This is a genomic window from Mycobacterium sp. DBP42, assembly GCF_005924235.1.
In the GTDB taxonomy this organism is placed as follows: domain Bacteria; phylum Actinomycetota; class Actinomycetes; order Mycobacteriales; family Mycobacteriaceae; genus Mycobacterium; species Mycobacterium syngnathidarum.
Window position 1 is genome coordinate 1 of the sequence record NZ_VCMY01000071.1, and the last position, 15737, is coordinate 15737.

At 66.2% G+C, this 15737-nt stretch carries 17 protein-coding genes and 4 tRNA genes; 15 read left to right on the top strand and 6 right to left on the bottom strand.

The genetic code is table 11. The annotated features are described in order from the left end of the window. Nucleotides 1-57: 57 nt before the first annotated feature. Complete coding sequence (locus E0T84_RS30770; protein ID WP_138746359.1) at nucleotides 58-489, bottom strand: TIGR02611 family protein; 432 nt, start codon at nucleotides 487-489, stop codon at nucleotides 58-60. Continuing rightward, nucleotides 486-1106 (bottom strand): PaaI family thioesterase, encoded by a 621-nt coding sequence (locus E0T84_RS30775; RefSeq protein WP_070186088.1) that lies wholly within the window; start codon nucleotides 1104-1106, stop codon nucleotides 486-488. Before E0T84_RS30775 ends, E0T84_RS30770 begins: the two co-directional genes overlap by 4 nt. Nucleotides 1107-1137: 31 nt before the next feature. Here E0T84_RS30775 and E0T84_RS30780 point away from each other — a divergent pair, with 31 nt between their 5' ends. The 6 genes from E0T84_RS30780 (at nucleotide 1138) to E0T84_RS30805 (ending at nucleotide 6512) form a co-directional block, all read left to right on the top strand. Beyond that, complete coding sequence (locus tag E0T84_RS30780) at nucleotides 1138-1635, top strand: DUF1990 domain-containing protein (protein ID WP_138746360.1); 498 nt, start codon at nucleotides 1138-1140, stop codon at nucleotides 1633-1635. Nucleotides 1636-1790: 155 nt separating this feature from the next. Continuing rightward, a complete protein-coding gene (locus E0T84_RS30785; protein WP_070186086.1) occupies nucleotides 1791-2438 on the top strand; it encodes an ABC transporter permease in 648 nt (215 codons plus the stop codon). Then, complete coding sequence (locus E0T84_RS30790) at nucleotides 2431-3627, top strand: ABC transporter ATP-binding protein (RefSeq protein ID WP_138746361.1); 1197 nt, start codon at nucleotides 2431-2433, stop codon at nucleotides 3625-3627. The genes E0T84_RS30785 and E0T84_RS30790 overlap by 8 nt, the downstream gene beginning before the upstream one ends. Beyond that, nucleotides 3624-4403 (top strand): ABC transporter permease, encoded by a 780-nt coding sequence (locus E0T84_RS30795; protein ID WP_070186084.1) that lies wholly within the window; start codon nucleotides 3624-3626, stop codon nucleotides 4401-4403. The genes E0T84_RS30790 and E0T84_RS30795 overlap by 4 nt, the downstream gene beginning before the upstream one ends. Next, nucleotides 4403-5359, top strand: coding sequence for a glycine betaine ABC transporter substrate-binding protein (locus E0T84_RS30800; RefSeq protein WP_138746362.1), 957 nt, complete (start codon nucleotides 4403-4405; stop codon nucleotides 5357-5359). Before E0T84_RS30795 ends, E0T84_RS30800 begins: the two co-directional genes overlap by 1 nt. Nucleotides 5360-5447: 88 nt before the next feature. Next, nucleotides 5448-6512 carry a dihydrodipicolinate reductase gene (locus tag E0T84_RS30805; RefSeq protein WP_138746363.1) on the top strand — a complete coding sequence of 355 codons (1065 nt, stop codon included), beginning with the start codon at nucleotides 5448-5450 and terminating at the stop codon, nucleotides 6510-6512. An 11-nt stretch (nucleotides 6513-6523) separates the two neighbouring features. On the opposite strand, the gene E0T84_RS30810 is transcribed toward E0T84_RS30805, so the two are convergent. Beyond that, a complete protein-coding gene (locus tag E0T84_RS30810; protein WP_138746364.1) occupies nucleotides 6524-7324 on the bottom strand; it encodes an SDR family NAD(P)-dependent oxidoreductase in 801 nt (266 codons plus the stop codon). Nucleotides 7325-7342: 18 nt separating this feature from the next. Beyond that, nucleotides 7343-7744: a DUF302 domain-containing protein gene (locus tag E0T84_RS30815; RefSeq protein ID WP_070947218.1), complete on the bottom strand. Its 402-nt coding sequence runs from the start codon at nucleotides 7742-7744 to the stop codon at nucleotides 7343-7345. 162 nt (nucleotides 7745-7906) lie between these two features. Here E0T84_RS30815 and E0T84_RS30820 point away from each other — a divergent pair, with 162 nt between their 5' ends. Then, a complete protein-coding gene (locus tag E0T84_RS30820; RefSeq protein WP_138746365.1) occupies nucleotides 7907-8290 on the top strand; it encodes a co-chaperone YbbN in 384 nt (127 codons plus the stop codon). 191 nt (nucleotides 8291-8481) lie between these two features. After that, on the top strand, nucleotides 8482-9195 hold the full coding sequence (locus tag E0T84_RS30825; RefSeq protein ID WP_138746366.1) for a TVP38/TMEM64 family protein: 714 nt from the start codon (nucleotides 8482-8484) through the stop codon (nucleotides 9193-9195). 3 nt (nucleotides 9196-9198) lie between these two features. Here E0T84_RS30825 and E0T84_RS30830 read toward each other — a convergent pair whose 3' ends face one another. After that, nucleotides 9199-11577, bottom strand: coding sequence for a Tex family protein (locus E0T84_RS30830; protein WP_138746367.1), 2379 nt, complete (start codon nucleotides 11575-11577; stop codon nucleotides 9199-9201). Between the two features lie 105 nt (nucleotides 11578-11682). Next, nucleotides 11683-11757, bottom strand: a tRNA-Val gene (locus E0T84_RS30835). Between the two features lie 262 nt (nucleotides 11758-12019). Between E0T84_RS30835 and E0T84_RS30840 the strand changes: the two genes are divergently transcribed. The 7 genes from E0T84_RS30840 to E0T84_RS32115 all read left to right on the top strand — a co-directional run bounded on the left by E0T84_RS30840 (nucleotide 12020) and on the right by E0T84_RS32115 (nucleotide 14936). Further along, nucleotides 12020-12379: a DUF6636 domain-containing protein gene (locus E0T84_RS30840; protein WP_249383790.1), complete on the top strand. Its 360-nt coding sequence runs from the start codon at nucleotides 12020-12022 to the stop codon at nucleotides 12377-12379. A 109-nt stretch (nucleotides 12380-12488) separates the two neighbouring features. After that, nucleotides 12489-12561, top strand: a tRNA-Gly gene (locus E0T84_RS30845). Between the two features lie 31 nt (nucleotides 12562-12592). After that, nucleotides 12593-12666: transfer RNA gene (locus E0T84_RS30850), tRNA-Cys, on the top strand. A 17-nt stretch (nucleotides 12667-12683) separates the two neighbouring features. Next, a tRNA-Val gene (locus tag E0T84_RS30855) sits at nucleotides 12684-12758 on the top strand. A gap of 385 nt (nucleotides 12759-13143) precedes the next feature. Further along, the gene (locus E0T84_RS30860) at nucleotides 13144-13371 is read left to right on the top strand and encodes a hypothetical protein (protein ID WP_138746368.1); all 228 of its coding nucleotides are present in this window, start codon (nucleotides 13144-13146) and stop codon (nucleotides 13369-13371) included. A gap of 105 nt (nucleotides 13372-13476) precedes the next feature. After that, the gene (locus E0T84_RS30865) at nucleotides 13477-13752 is read left to right on the top strand and encodes a hypothetical protein (RefSeq protein WP_070947223.1); all 276 of its coding nucleotides are present in this window, start codon (nucleotides 13477-13479) and stop codon (nucleotides 13750-13752) included. Then, nucleotides 13749-14936, top strand: coding sequence for a hypothetical protein (locus E0T84_RS32115; protein WP_070947224.1), 1188 nt, complete (start codon nucleotides 13749-13751; stop codon nucleotides 14934-14936). The genes E0T84_RS30865 and E0T84_RS32115 overlap by 4 nt, the downstream gene beginning before the upstream one ends. Nucleotides 14937-15737: the final 801 nt, after the last annotated feature.

Consider the following 15737-nt stretch of genomic DNA (forward strand, 5'->3'; position numbering starts at 1 on the left):
GGAGTCTCCTACCATGCGTGGGCTGATGCGAACGCGACCATGCTATCGGTGGCCTGATCAGGACCCGATCCCGATAGGGCTCTTGAGCCACTCCTGATCCAACCCGACCAGACCCGCCGCGAAGCCGATCACGCCGAACAGCCACAGCGTGCCGAGCACCACCAGTCCGGTGAAAGCCGCACTGACACCTTTGACCGCGATGTGCTGGCGGTCGAACCAGGCCATCACGGCGTCGTAGCGGGCCCGGACATAACGCAGCGCCCGCTTGGCGAAGTCGAATTCGCTGGCCAGGATTGCCAGCCCGAGGAACACGATGGCCCAGCCAGGGCCCGGATACGGGATCGCCACGATCCCGACCGCCAGCACGAGCGTGCCGACGACGCCGACCACGATGCGGTAGGTGAAATCGACGGCCGGGCGCGAGCGCAACCCCTCCCGCCAGCTCGTCCAGCGCCGCTTCACCTCGGCGAGGTTGGCCGCCACACTCATGGCTGCCCCGGCTTGAGCCGCACGAACAACGCCTCGGCCTCGGTGAGCACGTCGTCGCCGTCGAGCAGGCGTCCCTCGACGTAGATCTTGCGCCCCTCGATGCGGTTGATGCCGGCCTGCACCTGCAGCTCTTTCTCGATCGGGGCGATCTGGCGGTAGTTGACGTGCAGATACGCGGTGCGCTGATACATGCTGCCGGTCAGTTTGGCCGCGGTGTAACCGAGCAGTGAATCGAACAGCAACGCCAGCGAACCGCCGTGTACCGCCCCGTTGCGACCGAGGTGAAACCGCCGGAAGCGGGCCGTCCCGGCGATCCGGTTGTCGGCGGTTCGCTCCAGATGCACCGGCACGTTGTTGACGTTGCCACGATTGGGCAGGTCCAGTCGCCGACCGGACGGTGAATTCCATTCGTCGGCTTCGTACGGGGCCAGCAGCGCGGACACCTTCTCGATCAGGTCGGCCGCCTCGGTGATCACCTCGTCCGGGGCGTCGGCGCTGCGTGCGTGGTCCCCCAGGGTGCGTACCGCCTCGATGAAGCGTCCGTAATCGGGCCCGCCGCGATCGGTGGGCTCGGGCGGGTTGAATCCTCCGCCGGGGTGCGCTGTTTCTGTGGCCACGAAACCACCGTATTAGTGCCATGGTGGTGACGTGAAACTGCACGACCTGGCACGGCTGTCGTTGACCTATCCGGAGGTGGGCGCCACCGCGGGCGACCCGCCCGCCGGCTATCGCCACATCCGGGCCACGGAGGTGATCGGTACCGGCCGCGCACGCTTCGAGACGGCCGCCGATTCCGTGTTGCACTGGGGCATGCAACGCGGCGCCGGCCTGCGCGTACAAGCCACCACCGAGGCCGCCGGCGTGGGCACCGAGTTGCTGGTCCGCCTCGGTCCGGTGCCGGCGCCGTGCCGGGTGGTCTACCTGCTCGACGAACCCGATCGGCGGGGCTTCGCCTACGGCACCCTGGCCGGGCATCCCGAGTCCGGCGAGGAGTTGTTCTCGGTCCGCTACGACCCGACGACCGACGAGGTGCATGCCGAGGTGGTCGCATTCTCCCGGCCGGCCACCTGGTGGAGCCGGTTGGGCGGGCCGGTGACGCGGTTGCTGCAGCGGGTGGTGACACGCCGCTATCTGACCGGGATCTGAAACGACTGCCGCCACATCCGTGGTCGCACACGGGTTCCTGCCCCGCCGATACGCGCTTAATGCCTCGGCGGGCTGCCCACGTTCGCTAGGCTCGTTTTGCCTGGCGACGGCATACCGCTGTCCTCGGGTAACCGAAGTGAGGCGCTGCAGAGCTGATGGGCTTTTTCGAGTTTGTCCGGGACCGTTGGTCGATCCTGTCCTTCCTCGCGTATCAGCACATGAGCCTGGTGGTGCAAACCCTGCTCCTCGCCACCGTCGCCGCACTGCTGGTCGGAGTGCTGATCTACCGCTCTCCGTGGGGTAGTGCGCTCGGGAACGTGCTGACGTCGGTGGGCCTGACAATCCCGTCGTACGCATTGCTCGGTGTGCTGGTCGGCATCGTGGGCATCGGGGTGCTGCCGTCGGTGATCATGCTGGTGTTCTTCGGATTCCTGCCGATCCTCCGCAATGTTCTGGTCGGATTGACCGGGGTGGATCGCACCCTCGTCGAGTCCGCCCGCGGGATGGGAATGGGCCGCCTGTCCACACTGGTCCGTCTCGAGCTGCCCCTGGCATGGCCGGTCATCATGACCGGCGTGCGCGTATCAGCGCAGATGCTGATGGGCATCGCCGCCATCGCGGCCTATGCGCTCGGGCCCGGACTCGGCGGCTACATCTTCTCCGGTATCTCCCGCACCGGGGGCGCCAATGCGACCAACTCGATCGTGGCCGGCACCGTCGGCATCCTGATCCTGGCAATCGTTTTGGACACCGTGCTCAACGTCATCACCCGCCTGACCACACCGAGGGGGATCCGTGTCTGACCCGGCGACCGGCGTTTCCGAATCCGGCGACGCCTCCGAGATCAGTGGCGTGCGCATTCTGCTCGACGGGGTCACCAAACGCTACGACGCCAAAAGCGCTCCGGCAGTGGACAACATCACGATGGAGTTCCCGGCCGGGGAGATCGTAATGCTCGTCGGTCCGTCAGGTTGTGGCAAGACCACGACGATGAAGATGATCAACCGGCTGATCGAACCGACCAGCGGGCGCATCCTGATCGGCGACGACGATGTCACCCATCACAACCCCGACCAACTCCGCCGCCATATCGGCTACGTCATCCAAGGGGCCGGCCTGTTCCCCCATTTCACGGTCGGGGACAACATCGCGATCGTTCCGCGGCTGCTGAAGTGGGACAAGGAGCAGATATCGGCGCGGGTGGACGAACTGCTCGATCTGGTGAACCTCGACCCGGCGCAGTATCGCGACCGCTATCCGCGCGAGCTCTCCGGCGGTCAGCAGCAACGCGTCGGGGTGGCTCGGGCTCTGGCCGCCGACCCGCCGGTGTTGCTGATGGACGAGCCGTTCGGCGCCGTCGACCCGATAACCCGCCAGCGCCTGCAGGACGAGCTGCTGCGCCTGCAGGATGAACTGCGCAAGACGATCGTGTTCGTCACCCACGACTTCGACGAGGCGGTCAAACTCGGCGACAAGATCGCGATCCTGCGGCAGGGTTCCGAGATCGTTCAATACGACACCCCCGAACACATCTTGGCCAATCCGGCCAACGACTTCGTCCGCGGCTTCGTCGGGCACGGCGCCGCACTCAAACAGCTGACTCTGACCAGGGTCCGTGACGTCGATTTGCACGAGGCCGCCGTCGCCCATGTCGGCGGAGATCCTGCCGCGGCGGTCCGCGCCGCACAGGCCATCGAGCGTGAACACGTCATCGTGCTCGACGGGCAGGACCGGCCGCTGCGTTGGATGTCGCTGACCGAGCTCGACGACCCACGCTCCCTGCAGCAGGTCACCCGCGATGAGGATCTCGAAAAGGTCAGCCTGGCTTCGACACTCAACGATGCTTTGGATGTCATGCTGACCTCCTCGCACGGCGTGGTGGTGGTGACGGGTCGGCGCAACGTCTACCGGGGCGTGATCCGGGTGGAGACGATCATGGATGCGATGGCCGAGGTGCGCAGTGCCGCCCAGTCCGCGGAGCCGACCTCATGACCGCCACCGCGCCGCAGACCGAGGCCTCTGCCCTACCGGCCGAGCCGACGTCGCGGCTGGGCCTGGGACGGTGGCTGGTGCAACCACTGGTCTGCGTTGTGGCCGTGCTGGGTTCGCTCGCCTACGTCAACATCGCCCATGTCTCGGAATCCGAACAGCGGTCCCTCGGGGTCGGCAACCTGTTGACGCTGTTGCGTCAACACATGGCGATCAGCCTGGCCGCCACGGTCCTGACCTGCCTGGTGGCAATCCCGCTCGGGATCGCGCTGACCCGCGGGCCGATGCGGCGCTATTCGGCGCCGATCATCACCGTGGCCGGCTTCGGACAGGCTGCACCCGCGATCGGGTTGATCGCCCTCGGAGCGGTGTTGTTCGGGATCGGCAGCGTGGGTGCCGTTGTGGCGCTGACGGTTTACGGTGCGCTGCCGATCGTCGCCAATACCGTCATCGGCCTCGACGGTGTCGACCGGCGGGTGATCGAGGCGGCCCGCGGCATGGGGATGTCGGCGTTCGCCACGCTCGTCAAGGTGGAGTTGCCGCTGGCGCTGCGGGTGATCGTCGCCGGGGTGCGCACCGCGCTGGTGCTCATCGTCGGTACGGCGGCCCTGGCCTCGTTCACCGGAGGTGGCGGGCTGGGCCAGCTCATCACCACCGGCATCAAGCTGCAACAGACCGTCACCCTGGTGGTGGGCGCCATCCTGGTTGCCGCACTGGCGCTGTTCATCGACTGGCTCGCGCGCGTTGTCGAGATGGTCGCGGCGCCGAAGGGACTCTGATGCATCGCAGCCTACGGCTCGTCGCGCTGGCCCTGGTGGTTCTGCTGGCGGCCGGGTGCGGGCTGCGGTCGGCCAGTGGTGCGGTGCTCAAGGCGAAACCGGGAACCATCCAGCATTACGACTCACTGGAGGGTGTGCCGATCACGGTGGCCGCCAAGGATTTCACCGAGCAGCTGATCCTCGGCAACATGCTGTCGATCATCCTCAACGCCGCCGGCGCCGACGTCACCAACATGACCAACACACCGGGCAGTTTCGGGGTACGCCAGGCCATGCTGGACGGGACCGCGAACATCTCACCCGAATACACCGGCACCGGCTGGATCAATTACATGGGCAACGAGGAGCCGATCAAGGACCCCGTCGCCCAGTGGCAGGCTGTCGACGAAGCCGACCAGGCCAACGACTTGAGCTGGCTGCCGCCGGCACCGATGAACAACACCTACGCCTTCGCGATCCGCGAGTCCGAGGCCCAGCGACTCGGAGTGACCAAACTGTCCGACCTCACCGGGCTCCCCCGGCAGGCGCTGACGTTCTGCGTGGAGAGCGAATTCGCCAACCGCAACGACGGATTCGTGCCGATGCTGAGGACCTACGGGCTGACCCGGGCCAAGCTTGGCCGGGTGATCCACCTGGACACCGGTGTCATCTACACCGCAACCGCCAACGGTGATTGCAACTTCGGCGAGGTGTTCACCACCGATGGCCGTATCCCGACCCTGAACCTGCGGGTCCTCGAGGACGACAAGCAGTTCTTCCCGCTGTACAACCTCACCGAGGTGATCGACACCGCCCTGCTCGACGCCCATCCCGAACTCGCCGAAATCTTCGCGCAGCTCAATCCGCGGCTCACCAACGAGACCATGATGACACTGAATGCGAAGGTCGACAGTGACGGCGAGGACCCGGCCATCGTGGCGCGGGACTGGCTGATCTCGGAAGGGCTGCTGACCTAGCCCGATTTCTCCGACCGCCGTACACCGGGCCGCAGATTGGCTAGCCTGACGAACTACCTCCCGGCAGCGACATCGAAGGCGGAAAGCTATGGCATATCGGGTAATTCAGTGGGGTACGGGCGCAGTCGGGGTCGAGACGCTGGCGGCGATCCTGGACGACCGTCCCGACCTGGACCTGGTCGGGGTCCGCGTGTACTCGGACGCCAAAAACGGTGTCGACGTCGGCGAGCTGCTGGGCCGGGAACCGGTCGGCCTCCGCGCTACCTCCGACGTAACGGCCATCCTGGACCTGGCAGCCGACTGCGTCGTCTACACCCCGCGGACCACTGATCTAAACGACGTGTGCGCCCTGTTGGCCGGCGGCAAGAACGTGGTGACGACGGCCTTCCTGTTCCATCCGCAGCGGATGCCCGCGCCCGACCGAGATCGGCTGCAGGCGGCCTGCACGGCAGGCGGCACGACCGTGCACGGCAGCGGGATCAACCCGGGCAACCTGTCCGGCGCCCTGCCTCTGGTGCTGTCAGGGATGAGCCGCCGGATCGACAAGATCACCCTGCAGGAGCGTGCCGACTGGTCGGACTACGACAGCACCCACATCACTTTCGACAACATGTCGTTCGGCCGCCCCGTGGACGAGATCGGCGTCGAGACAACCGAGTTCCTGGCCTTCAACAACGAACTGTTCACCGAGCAGGTGTGGCTCCTGGCCGATGCCCTGGGTGCTGGTATCGACGGGGTCACCTCATCGGTGGAGGCCGTCGCCGCACGTCACGACCACCAGATCTTCGACAACCTGCTGGCTGCCGGAACCACCGCCGGGCAACGGTGGAACTGGGTGGGCGTACGCGACGGCGAACCGCTCATCGAGATCGAGACCTTATGGACGGTCGGCAACGAATACCCCGATCACTGGCCACGGCCCAAACACGGCTGGACACTGACCATCGAGGGTGACCCGTCCATGCAGACGCACTTCTTCACCCTGGCCAGTTTCACCCGCGAGGCCACGATGGCCGAGCATGTGCGGGCGGCCAACGTGGCCACGGCGATGCAGGTCCTCAACGCGGTACCCGAGGTGTGTGACGCCGAGCCCGGATTCGCCACACTCGCGACGCTGCCACTGATCCGCAGCCACAGCGGGTTTCGGCGCTGACCAGGCGCTGATTATCTGACGATGGCCGAGCTCGGCTCCCTCGGCGCACCCAGCATGTCCCGGTGCGACGGCGGCACGCGTCCGCCTTCGTCGGTCAGGCCGTAGCGGGTTGCGAGCTCGGCGCCGATCACGGTGTGCCCGGACATTTGGGCCAGCTCCGGATCCCGGTACAACGCGTCGATCAGATATCCGGTGAACTCCGGGGTCTCGGCGTGCTCGGCGGTCTTGGCCAGTGCATCCGGGTGGCCGGTGAACGCGGCCTTGAGCTTCTCGGTCAGCAGGATGCCCATCCAGATCGCCACCGTCGACACGCCGGTGTCGGCGAAGTCGACCGCCATGTCTGCGGCCAGTTTGTCCACCCCGGCCTTCTGCGCCCCGTAAGCGGGACCGTGCATATAGCAGACCGATCCGGGCGACGAGGTGAACACGATCAGGCCCTTGTCCGCCGCGAGCAGCAGCGGCGCGGCATGCCAGGACGCCACATAGGCCGAGCGCAATCCGACGTCGAGCACATCAGCCAGCTCGATCGGCTTCTCCCAGAACGGTTTCGGGTTGACCAGGTCGTCGTGGACGGCGGCCGCGTTGTTGACCAGGAGGTCCAGCCGGCCCTCCTGCTCGCCGATCCGCTGGAACAACGCACCCACCGCCGCGTCGTCGGCGTGGTCGACCTGAACGGCGATGCCACCCTCCCCCGGATCGGTCACCGTCCGTCCGGTGACATACACCCGCCAACCCGAGGCGAGCAGGGCTGCGGCGATGCCGCGGCCCGCGCCGCGACTCGCCCCGGTGACCACAGCGATCGGGGTATCCATGGGTATCAACTTACGGACCTAGAGGCTGTCGAGCGCCGCCTGTAGCCGCCGGCCGACCTCGGCGGCGATGTCGACCAACTTCGGCTCATCGGTGACCTCGGCCATCAGGTTCGGATTCATCGCCTCGACGACCACGGCATCATCCCCCGGAGCGGTGCGCAGCACCACATTGCACGGCAACAGCACACCGATCTGCCGGTAGGCACTGAGGGCCTGCTGGGCGAACTGGGGGTTGCAGGCACCGAGGATCAGATAGTCACCCAACCGATCACCGGCGTCGCCACCCAACTTGGCGTTCAGCGTCGCCCGGATGTCGATCTCCGTCAGAACACCGAATCCTTGCTGGGCCAGCGCGTCTCGAGTGCGGGCAACGGCCTCCTCGAACGGGCCCGTCGTCGTGGTCACCAAAGCGATTTCCATGTTGTGGCCTCTTTCGCCGCGTCGTCGCACGCCCGTCAGGGACACGTTCTTCTGCCACGCTACCGCCCAGAGACCCCCTGGAAGTGGGAACCATCCGATTGGAATATATACCCCCAGGGGTATGTTGACATGGTTCGAACGAACTGATCCAAGGAGTACCCAATGACCATCCACAACCTCGGCTACGCCGACTTCGAATCCACGATCCGCACCAACGACATCGTGCTCGTCGACTTCTGGGCTTCCTGGTGCGGCCCGTGCCGGGCTTTCGCTCCGACCTTCGAGCGGTCGGCCACCAACCATCCCGAGATCGTTCACGCCAAGGTCGACACCGAGCAGGAGAGTGAGCTTGCCGCCCTGATGGACATACGATCCATCCCCACCATCGCGGCCTTCCGCGAAGGAGTCCTGGTGTTCAGCCAACCAGGGGCGCTGCCGCCGGTAGCACTGGAGAATCTCATCTCCCAGATCGCAGACCTCGACATGGACCAGGTCCGTGCGAAGATCGCGGCCCGCAAAGCCACGAGTTCCACCACCACGAGCTGAAAGCGCACGCCGATCTGTTATCCGGTGAAATGCCCGAGCTGCGGCAAGACCACCTGGGACGGCTGCGGTCAGCACGCCGCCGAAGTCATGCGGTCGGTACCGGCGACCCGGCGCTGCACCTGCACCAACACGCCGGCAGGTGACCGCGGCCCCGGCTGACGCCCTGGATGTAGGGAAGAATCGTGGCCGCGATGGCTGACGACGACTCCCCTGGCACCAACCGGCGACCGCACATCCTGCGGCTCGTCGCGTTCGCGGCGTTCCTGTTCGGCCTGTTCTATCTGGTGGCCGTGGCCCGCGTCATCGATGTCGACAACATGCGGGCCCTGGTCGCCTCGGCCGGGCCGGCCGCCCCCCTGGCCTACATCGTGATGTCTGCTTGCCTCGGAGCGCTGTTCGTGCCCGGCCCGATCCTGGCCGCGGGCAGCGGTGTGCTGTTCGGTCCGGTACTGGGCACATTCGTGACCCTGGGCGCCACGGTCGGCACGGCGGTGGTGGCCAGCCTGATCGGCCGGCGCGCGGGCCGCGACAGCGCCCGGGCCTTACTCGGGGCACAACGCGCGGATCGGCTGGATCACCAGATCGAGCGGGGCGGCTTGTGGGCGGTGGTCGGGCAGCGTTTCGTTCCCGGCGTGTCCGACGCGCTCGCCTCCTACGCCTTCGGCGCATTCGGCGTGCCGTTGTGGCAGATGGCAGCTGGGGCGTTCATCGGTTCGGTGCCGCGCGCGTTCGTCTACACCGCACTCGGCGCGTCGATCGGTGATCTGTCGGCCCCGTTGGCCTACACCGCGATCGGGGTGTGGTGCATCACGGCGGTCATCGGGGCGTTCGCCGCCCATCGCGGCTACCGGTCTTGGCGCAGTCACCACTCCGGGGCCGATCAGGCCCCGGAGCAGACGCCGTAGCCGCTACTTGCCGAAGCCCGCGTTGCGCAGCGCCTCGGCCATCGATCCCATCGGCTGATTCGATTCGCGACGACCGGAATTGTTGCCACGGTTCTGATTTCGCCCGCCACGACCCTGATTGCCGCCGTCTCGGCGGTTCTGGCCGCCCTGACCACCGCGCTCGGGCCGCTTGCCCTGCTCGCGCTGCGGGGTGTCGTTGAGCCGCAGGCTCAGTCCGATCCGCTGCCGGTCCACATCGACGTCGACCACCTTGACCTTGACCACCTGACCCGACTTCACCACCTCGTGCGGGTCGGAGATGAACCGGTCAGCCATGGCCGAGACGTGCACGAGGCCGTCCTGGTGCACACCCACGTCGACGAATGCACCGAACGCCGCCACGTTGGTCACCACCCCCTCGAGCACCATTCCGGGCTTGAGGTCGGCGACCTTCTCGACGCCGGCGGCGAAGGTGGCGGTGGAGAACGCCGGACGCGGGTCACGTCCGGGCTTTTCGAGCTCGGCCAGGATGTCGGTCACCGTCGGCACACCGAATCGTTCGTCGGCGAAATCGGCGGGCTTGAGCTTCCGCAGGGTGCGTTCGTCACCGATCAGTTCGGCCAGCGTCACCCCGGAGCGGTCCAGGATGCGCCGCACCACCGGGTAGGACTCGGGGTGCACGCCGGACGCGTCCAGCGGGTCCTCCCCGTCCCGGATCCGCAGGAACCCCGCGCACTGTTCGAATGCCTTGGGGCCCAGGCGCGGAACATCCAGCAGCGCCTTGCGGCTGCGGAACGCGCCGGCGCTCTCGCGGTACGCGACGATGGCCTCGGCCAGGGATTCGGTCACCCCCGATACCCGGGACAGCAGCGGCACCGAGGCCGTGTTGAGGTCCACGCCCACCGCGTTCACGGCGTCTTCGACCACGGCGTCGAGGCTGCGCGCCAGCGAGCCCGGCGTCACGTCGTGCTGGTACTGGCCGACACCGATCGACTTGGGATCGATCTTGACCAACTCGGCCAACGGATCCTGCAGGCGACGAGCGATCGAAACCGCACCGCGCAGCGTCACGTCGAGGTTCGGCATCTCCCGGGCCGCGTACTCGGAGGCCGAGTACACCGACGCACCGGCCTCGCTGACCATGGCCTTGGCCGGCGCCTTGGCCCCGGCCGCTCGGATGTCGGCGATCAGCTCACCGGCCAACGCGTCGGTCTCGCGTGAAGCGGTGCCGTTGCCGACGGCGATCAACTCGACGTTGTGCCGGGCGATCAGGGCCGCCAACGTGGCCTTGGCCTGGTCCCACTGCTTCTGCGGCTGGTGCGGGAAGATCGCGCACGTGTCGACGACCTTGCCGGTGGCGTCGACGACGGCGACCTTCACGCCGGTCCGGAAACCCGGGTCCAGCCCGAGGGTGGCGCGGGTGCCGGCCGGTGCGGCCAGCAGCAGGTCTTTGAGATTGCGGGCGAACACCGCAACGGCTTCTTCCTCGGCGCGCTGACGCAGCCGGACACGCGCGTCCACGGCAGCCGAGATCATCAGCTTGGCCCGCCAGGCCAACCGCACGGTGGTGGCCAACCACGCCGTGGCGGGCGCCTTGGCGGTCATGTCGATGCCCAGGGACTGGGCGATCATCGCCTGGTACTGCTCATCCTCGCCGCCGTCGAAGTTCAGTGACAGCGCCTGCTCCTTCTCACCGCGCAACACCGCGAGCACCCGGTGCGACGGCATGTTCTCCAGCGGTTCGGAGAATTCGAAGTAATCGCGGAACTTCTGTGCGGCAGGGCTTTTCGCTGCCTCTTCGGACCACGGGCCGGTGCGTAGCGAGCCGTCGGCCCAGAATTTCTCACGGGTGGCGCCGACCAGCTCGGCATCCTCGGAAGCCCGCTCGATGATGATGTGGCGAGCGCCTTCCAGCGCCGCGGCGGCGTCGGCCACGTCGTCGTTGAGGAACTCACCGGCCACCTCGTCGGGCACCAGCGTCGGATCGGCCAACAGCCGCTCGGCCAGCGGCTCAAGGCCGGCTTCCTTGGCGATCTGGGCCTTGGTGCGCCGCTTGGGCTTGTACGGCAGGTAGATGTCTTCGACCCGGGCTTTGGTCTCGGCGGCCATCAAGGCAGCCCGCAACTCGTCGGTGAGCTTGCCCTGCTCCTCGATCGAGGCCAGCACGGCCTCACGGCGCTGGTCGAGCTCACGCAGGTAGCCCAGGCGCTCCTCCAGAGTGCGTAGCTGACCGTCGTCGAGGCCGCCGGTGACCTCCTTGCGGTACCGCGCGATGAACGGGACCGTCGCGCCCTCGTCCAGAAGTCCCACCGTGGCAACGACCTGTCCCTCGCCCACGGCGAGTTCCTCGGCCAGACGGGCGGTTACGGATTTGATGGTTCCGACGGTCACGCTCTGAGTCACGTCGGAGGACCCTACCGAATCACCGCGACAACCCCCGGTGCGGACGCGACGTGTGTCCGGCCACAAAAAAACGGCCCCGGTTTTCTCCGAAGCCGTCGGTGGTGATGGTGGTCCCGGCTGGGTTCGAACCAGCGACCTTCCGCGTGTGAGGCGGACGCTCTCCCACTGAGCTACGAGACCGTGGGAACGACGTCGAACACTAGCACGCATTCCGGGGCAGACCCGAATCGGTATCCGCCGAATCGACTTGTTCGATTTGCCAAATATGCACGTTGATGCGGGCGTATGGTCACCCGTCATGGTTCACCTGCGGGCCCGCTGGCCGGCCGTCGGCGGTGCAATTTTTGCTGCTAGTGCCCTATTTTCGGGATGCCACAGCGCCCCGGCGCCGATGACAGATCGGCCGGTTGGTGTAACGCCGAACTTCCACAGTGTCGCCGGCGTGGTGAACCGGCAGGTCAGAGAGCCGACGGCGTTCACCTCGCCGTCGGGCAACGTGGGTTGCCACCTCGACGCGTCGATGGCGCGCTGCGATATCCGCGACCGTAGCTGGGCGCCGCCGCTGCGCCCCGCCAGTTGCGAGTTCGCGTACGGCCAGGGCATGACGCTGCGCCCGGGCCGGCCGGCGGAGTTCGTCTGCGCGGGCGACACCGCGTTGAGCACGGACAGCGAACTGGGATACGGAGATTCGATCACGGCCGGGACCCTGCGATGCGAGAGCGCCGGCACCGGTATCACCTGCCGTGACACAAAGACCCGCCACGGGTTCGCCCTCTCACGGGAGGCTTACCACCTGTTCTGAAACACCGTTTTTGGCCGCGCTTTGCCCTCCCGTAATGGGGATTTGTGTCTGCGCACGTCGGTGGACTAATGTTCTGCATCGCGACGGGCGACGATCTCGCTCGTGGCGCGCGGATGTAGCGCAGTTGGTAGCGCATCACCTTGCCAAGGTGAGGGTCGCGGGTTCGAATCCCGTCATCCGCTCGAAGGTGCGATGTGTGGCATCAACCCCAGTGGTGGAGTGGCCGAGTGGTGAGGCAACGGCCTGCAAAGCCGTGCACACGGGTTCGATTCCCGTCTCCACCTCCAAGTTAGAGTTTCACCCCGCGCGATTAGCTCAGCGGGAGAGCGCTTCCCTGACACGGAAGAGGTCACTGGTTCAATCCCAGTATCGCGCACCACCATTACCGTAGGTCAGAGGTACTAGTTAGAACTTCTCACCAATTCGCATGCAACATCCATGCAACAACGTTTCGAGTGACCCCTATATGTAGGGAGAACCGAACAATGCCTAATCACACTCAAAGGTTGTCGACCACCGACGACACCCCCGTAAGAGTGTCCATGAACTCGGACAACCCCAAGGGTGTCGGCAGCGAACACCCTTGCCGCACCTGCAACCAACCAACTACCGCCGACCTCTGCGCGTTCTGCGCGGACTACTCACCGCCAGCGGGCGCTATCGAGGTAGCGGCCCCCGAAAACTGGGATGGCCTGATCTTCCGGTGGTTCGCCGCAGCCGTCCGCACAGTCCAGCCAGTGACAGACAACAGTCTCGGGTTTGGCGTGACGAGTCCGCTTGTAGAGGCCCGCATCGAGGGCATCCAAACACCAGACCGGCGCGTAAAGCGGTACCTATCCCTCGCAGTCAACGGGATCGACGCCGGGCACTACTCCCCTGGGGCTCTGAGTGAACTGGTCGCGGTGCTGCAGGGCGCCGAAGCTGAGATGCGAGCCGACGCCGTACAGGCCGATGTGCCGGTGTTCAGCCACGCAGGTGCCCCCATGACCTAATCCCCTACGAAACAAGAAGCCCCCGGCGCATCAATGCCTCTGATTGCCGGGGGCTTCGCCATATCGACCATCTAGCGTAGTAACGTCAAGATCAAGGGGGGGAACATGGCACACCTACACGTTGACACCGGTTCGCTGAGCGCAGCAGCGGCACAGGGCGATGCGGTTGCGGCCACGTTGGCATCGACTGGCGCGGCCGGTGAAGGTAGCGGGTCCCAGCCCAGCCACGCTGGGGTGTCGGCGATCGATGCGGCGCTGGCGTCGGCGCGCGACCGGCAAGCCGCGCGGGTCAGCAACCACTCGGAGTACATGAAGGTGGGCAGTGGGGTGTATCGCCGCACAGATGATGACGGGGCCGACGCCGTCGCGAGGACCGTGTGAGCCCCGCGTCCGACGGTGGCGCTGGGTTGACGCGCTCGCAGCTCGAAAACTGGGACATCACCCATCTGGAAGCCGCCGCGACACGTTGGCGCGCTTCCGCCGCCAAGTTTGAGGAACTGTTCTCCCGGCACCGCCAAAACATCAGTGGAACCGAGTGGGAGGGCACTGCCAAGGACGCCGCCCTGGACCGGGTCACCGCCGACACTGCGGTGGTCGACCGGCACGGCGAAGTGGTGCGGGCTGCGGCCGATCTCGCGGACAGCAGCGTCGCGGACCTGCGCGCCGCCGCGCAGAAGGCGCTCACCGCGATCGCTGAGGCCGAAGCCGATGGATTCCGGGTGAGTGAAGACCTCCGGGTGACCGATACTCGCCGATGGGACATCAACTCGGCCATCGACCGCAACCGCGCCCTGGCCGAGCACACCGAGAATATCCGGTGGAACGCTGAGCAACTGGTGGCAGCCGACACCTCGATCGGGGAACGCCTCACCGCGAAAGCCAGTGAGCTGGATGGGATCACGTTCGACGGGGCCGACAACGGCACGATCAAGGCCGCCAGCTTCGGTGACGGATTCAAGCAGGATGGCCCGTTGGGCGACCTACCTGGGGCCCCTGGCGATCCGTTCCCGTACCCCTGGGAGCCGCCGCCTCCCCCGGACTCCCGCCCTGGCGGTGGCCGGTGGGACATCGACTACGACCACCCCTACCAGGGTTCTGGCACCCCATCGGGCCAGCCCGAGGCCAAGGCATGGAGTAAGGAGTTTCCAACTCCCATCACTGGGCACCCATCCGGGCTCAAGGAGATTGCTTCGGGGGCACCTCCCGAGGGGTGGGGCGTCAAACCGGGTTGGATCGGCTCAGAGGGGTACCGATTTCGCGTCGTGGGCGAAGAATACAACGGCTCGCCTGCCCACACTCGGTGGATCGCACGCGACGGCACCTGGTACCCGGCAACATGGGTGGACTACCAGTACGAAGCCGAGCACATCATCCAATTCGCCCCACAGAACGACATGGCCGGCGTGCCCCCAATTCGACTTGGCCTGGGCGAATGGAATCCCACGGACATCACGGAGATCTACCAAGCACGGGCGGACAACCCGAGCCTGACGATGTATATCCCGAACCCATTCGGCGGCATGCACCAACTGTCTCCGAGCGACCCTGGCGCTTGGGGCAGATAGGGTCGTGTCCATGCTTAGAAGACGGTGGCCATGGGTGACTGTCGCCGCGCTCTGCGCCGTGATCGTGACGGTAGGTGCGCTGTGGATATCTCATCAATCTTCGACATCCGACTCAGCTAATTCAGCGGACTGCGAGACGGTAGGGGCACTTGCGTCCAAGTGGAACAAGCTCGCGACCGCCAGCTTGAGCGGAAACGCCAGGGCGGACGACTGGATAGCGCTGCGAAACGACGCGCGGGCTAGCGCGGGATCAGTGTCCACCCCAGAGATCAAAGGGCACCTTGACGAGTGGGCGAAGGGGTTCGACAACCTGGCCGACCTCCAGAACGACTTGGCTAACCCGCCTTCGGACAGCTCACGTTTTGAATTGCAAATGAAGGTGGCCGACGCAGGAACGCAAACGTATGGAACGGCCCAAGAGCTACGCGAAGAATGCCCTAACACATGGCCGTCAGAACATGTTGAGATACCCAACGACGAATGGTCGAGGTGACGGTCAACGTCCCGGTAACGGCAAAACCGCCCCCGGCCCAAGCCGGGGGCGGTTGAGCAAGAGGCCGGGGGGCTGCGTCTCCGTCACTCCGCCGATGCGGCAGTTTCCACAAGATCGTCTTCTGGATCGATCACTTCGAGACCCCGATCAGTGCGGCGTTCCAGCGTCGGCCGAGGTCGGCTGTCCGTGGCCATGAAAAAGTCCCCACTGGTGGCCAAGTGGAGGTCCCCACTGGTGGCCAGATAAAAGTCCCCACCCCGTGTTCGTCGTGTCGATCAGGAACTGCGGGCCCCGGTGGTGACGGTGAA

Coding starts and splice junctions, on each gene's coding strand:
- E0T84_RS30770 (WP_138746359.1), bottom strand. CDS start 489: ATGAGTGTGGCGGCCAACCTCGCCGAGGTGAAGCGGCGCTGGACGAGC.
- E0T84_RS30785 (WP_070186086.1), top strand. CDS start 1,791: ATGGGCTTTTTCGAGTTTGTCCGGGACCGTTGGTCGATCCTGTCCTTC.
- E0T84_RS30795 (WP_070186084.1), top strand. CDS start 3,624: ATGACCGCCACCGCGCCGCAGACCGAGGCCTCTGCCCTACCGGCCGAG.
- E0T84_RS30800 (WP_138746362.1), top strand. CDS start 4,403: ATGCATCGCAGCCTACGGCTCGTCGCGCTGGCCCTGGTGGTTCTGCTG.
- E0T84_RS30805 (WP_138746363.1), top strand. CDS start 5,448: ATGGCATATCGGGTAATTCAGTGGGGTACGGGCGCAGTCGGGGTCGAG.
- E0T84_RS30810 (WP_138746364.1), bottom strand. CDS start 7,324: ATGGATACCCCGATCGCTGTGGTCACCGGGGCGAGTCGCGGCGCGGGC.
- E0T84_RS30815 (WP_070947218.1), bottom strand. CDS start 7,744: ATGGAAATCGCTTTGGTGACCACGACGACGGGCCCGTTCGAGGAGGCC.
- E0T84_RS30820 (WP_138746365.1), top strand. CDS start 7,907: ATGACCATCCACAACCTCGGCTACGCCGACTTCGAATCCACGATCCGC.
- E0T84_RS30825 (WP_138746366.1), top strand. CDS start 8,482: ATGGCTGACGACGACTCCCCTGGCACCAACCGGCGACCGCACATCCTG.
- E0T84_RS30865 (WP_070947223.1), top strand. CDS start 13,477: ATGGCACACCTACACGTTGACACCGGTTCGCTGAGCGCAGCAGCGGCA.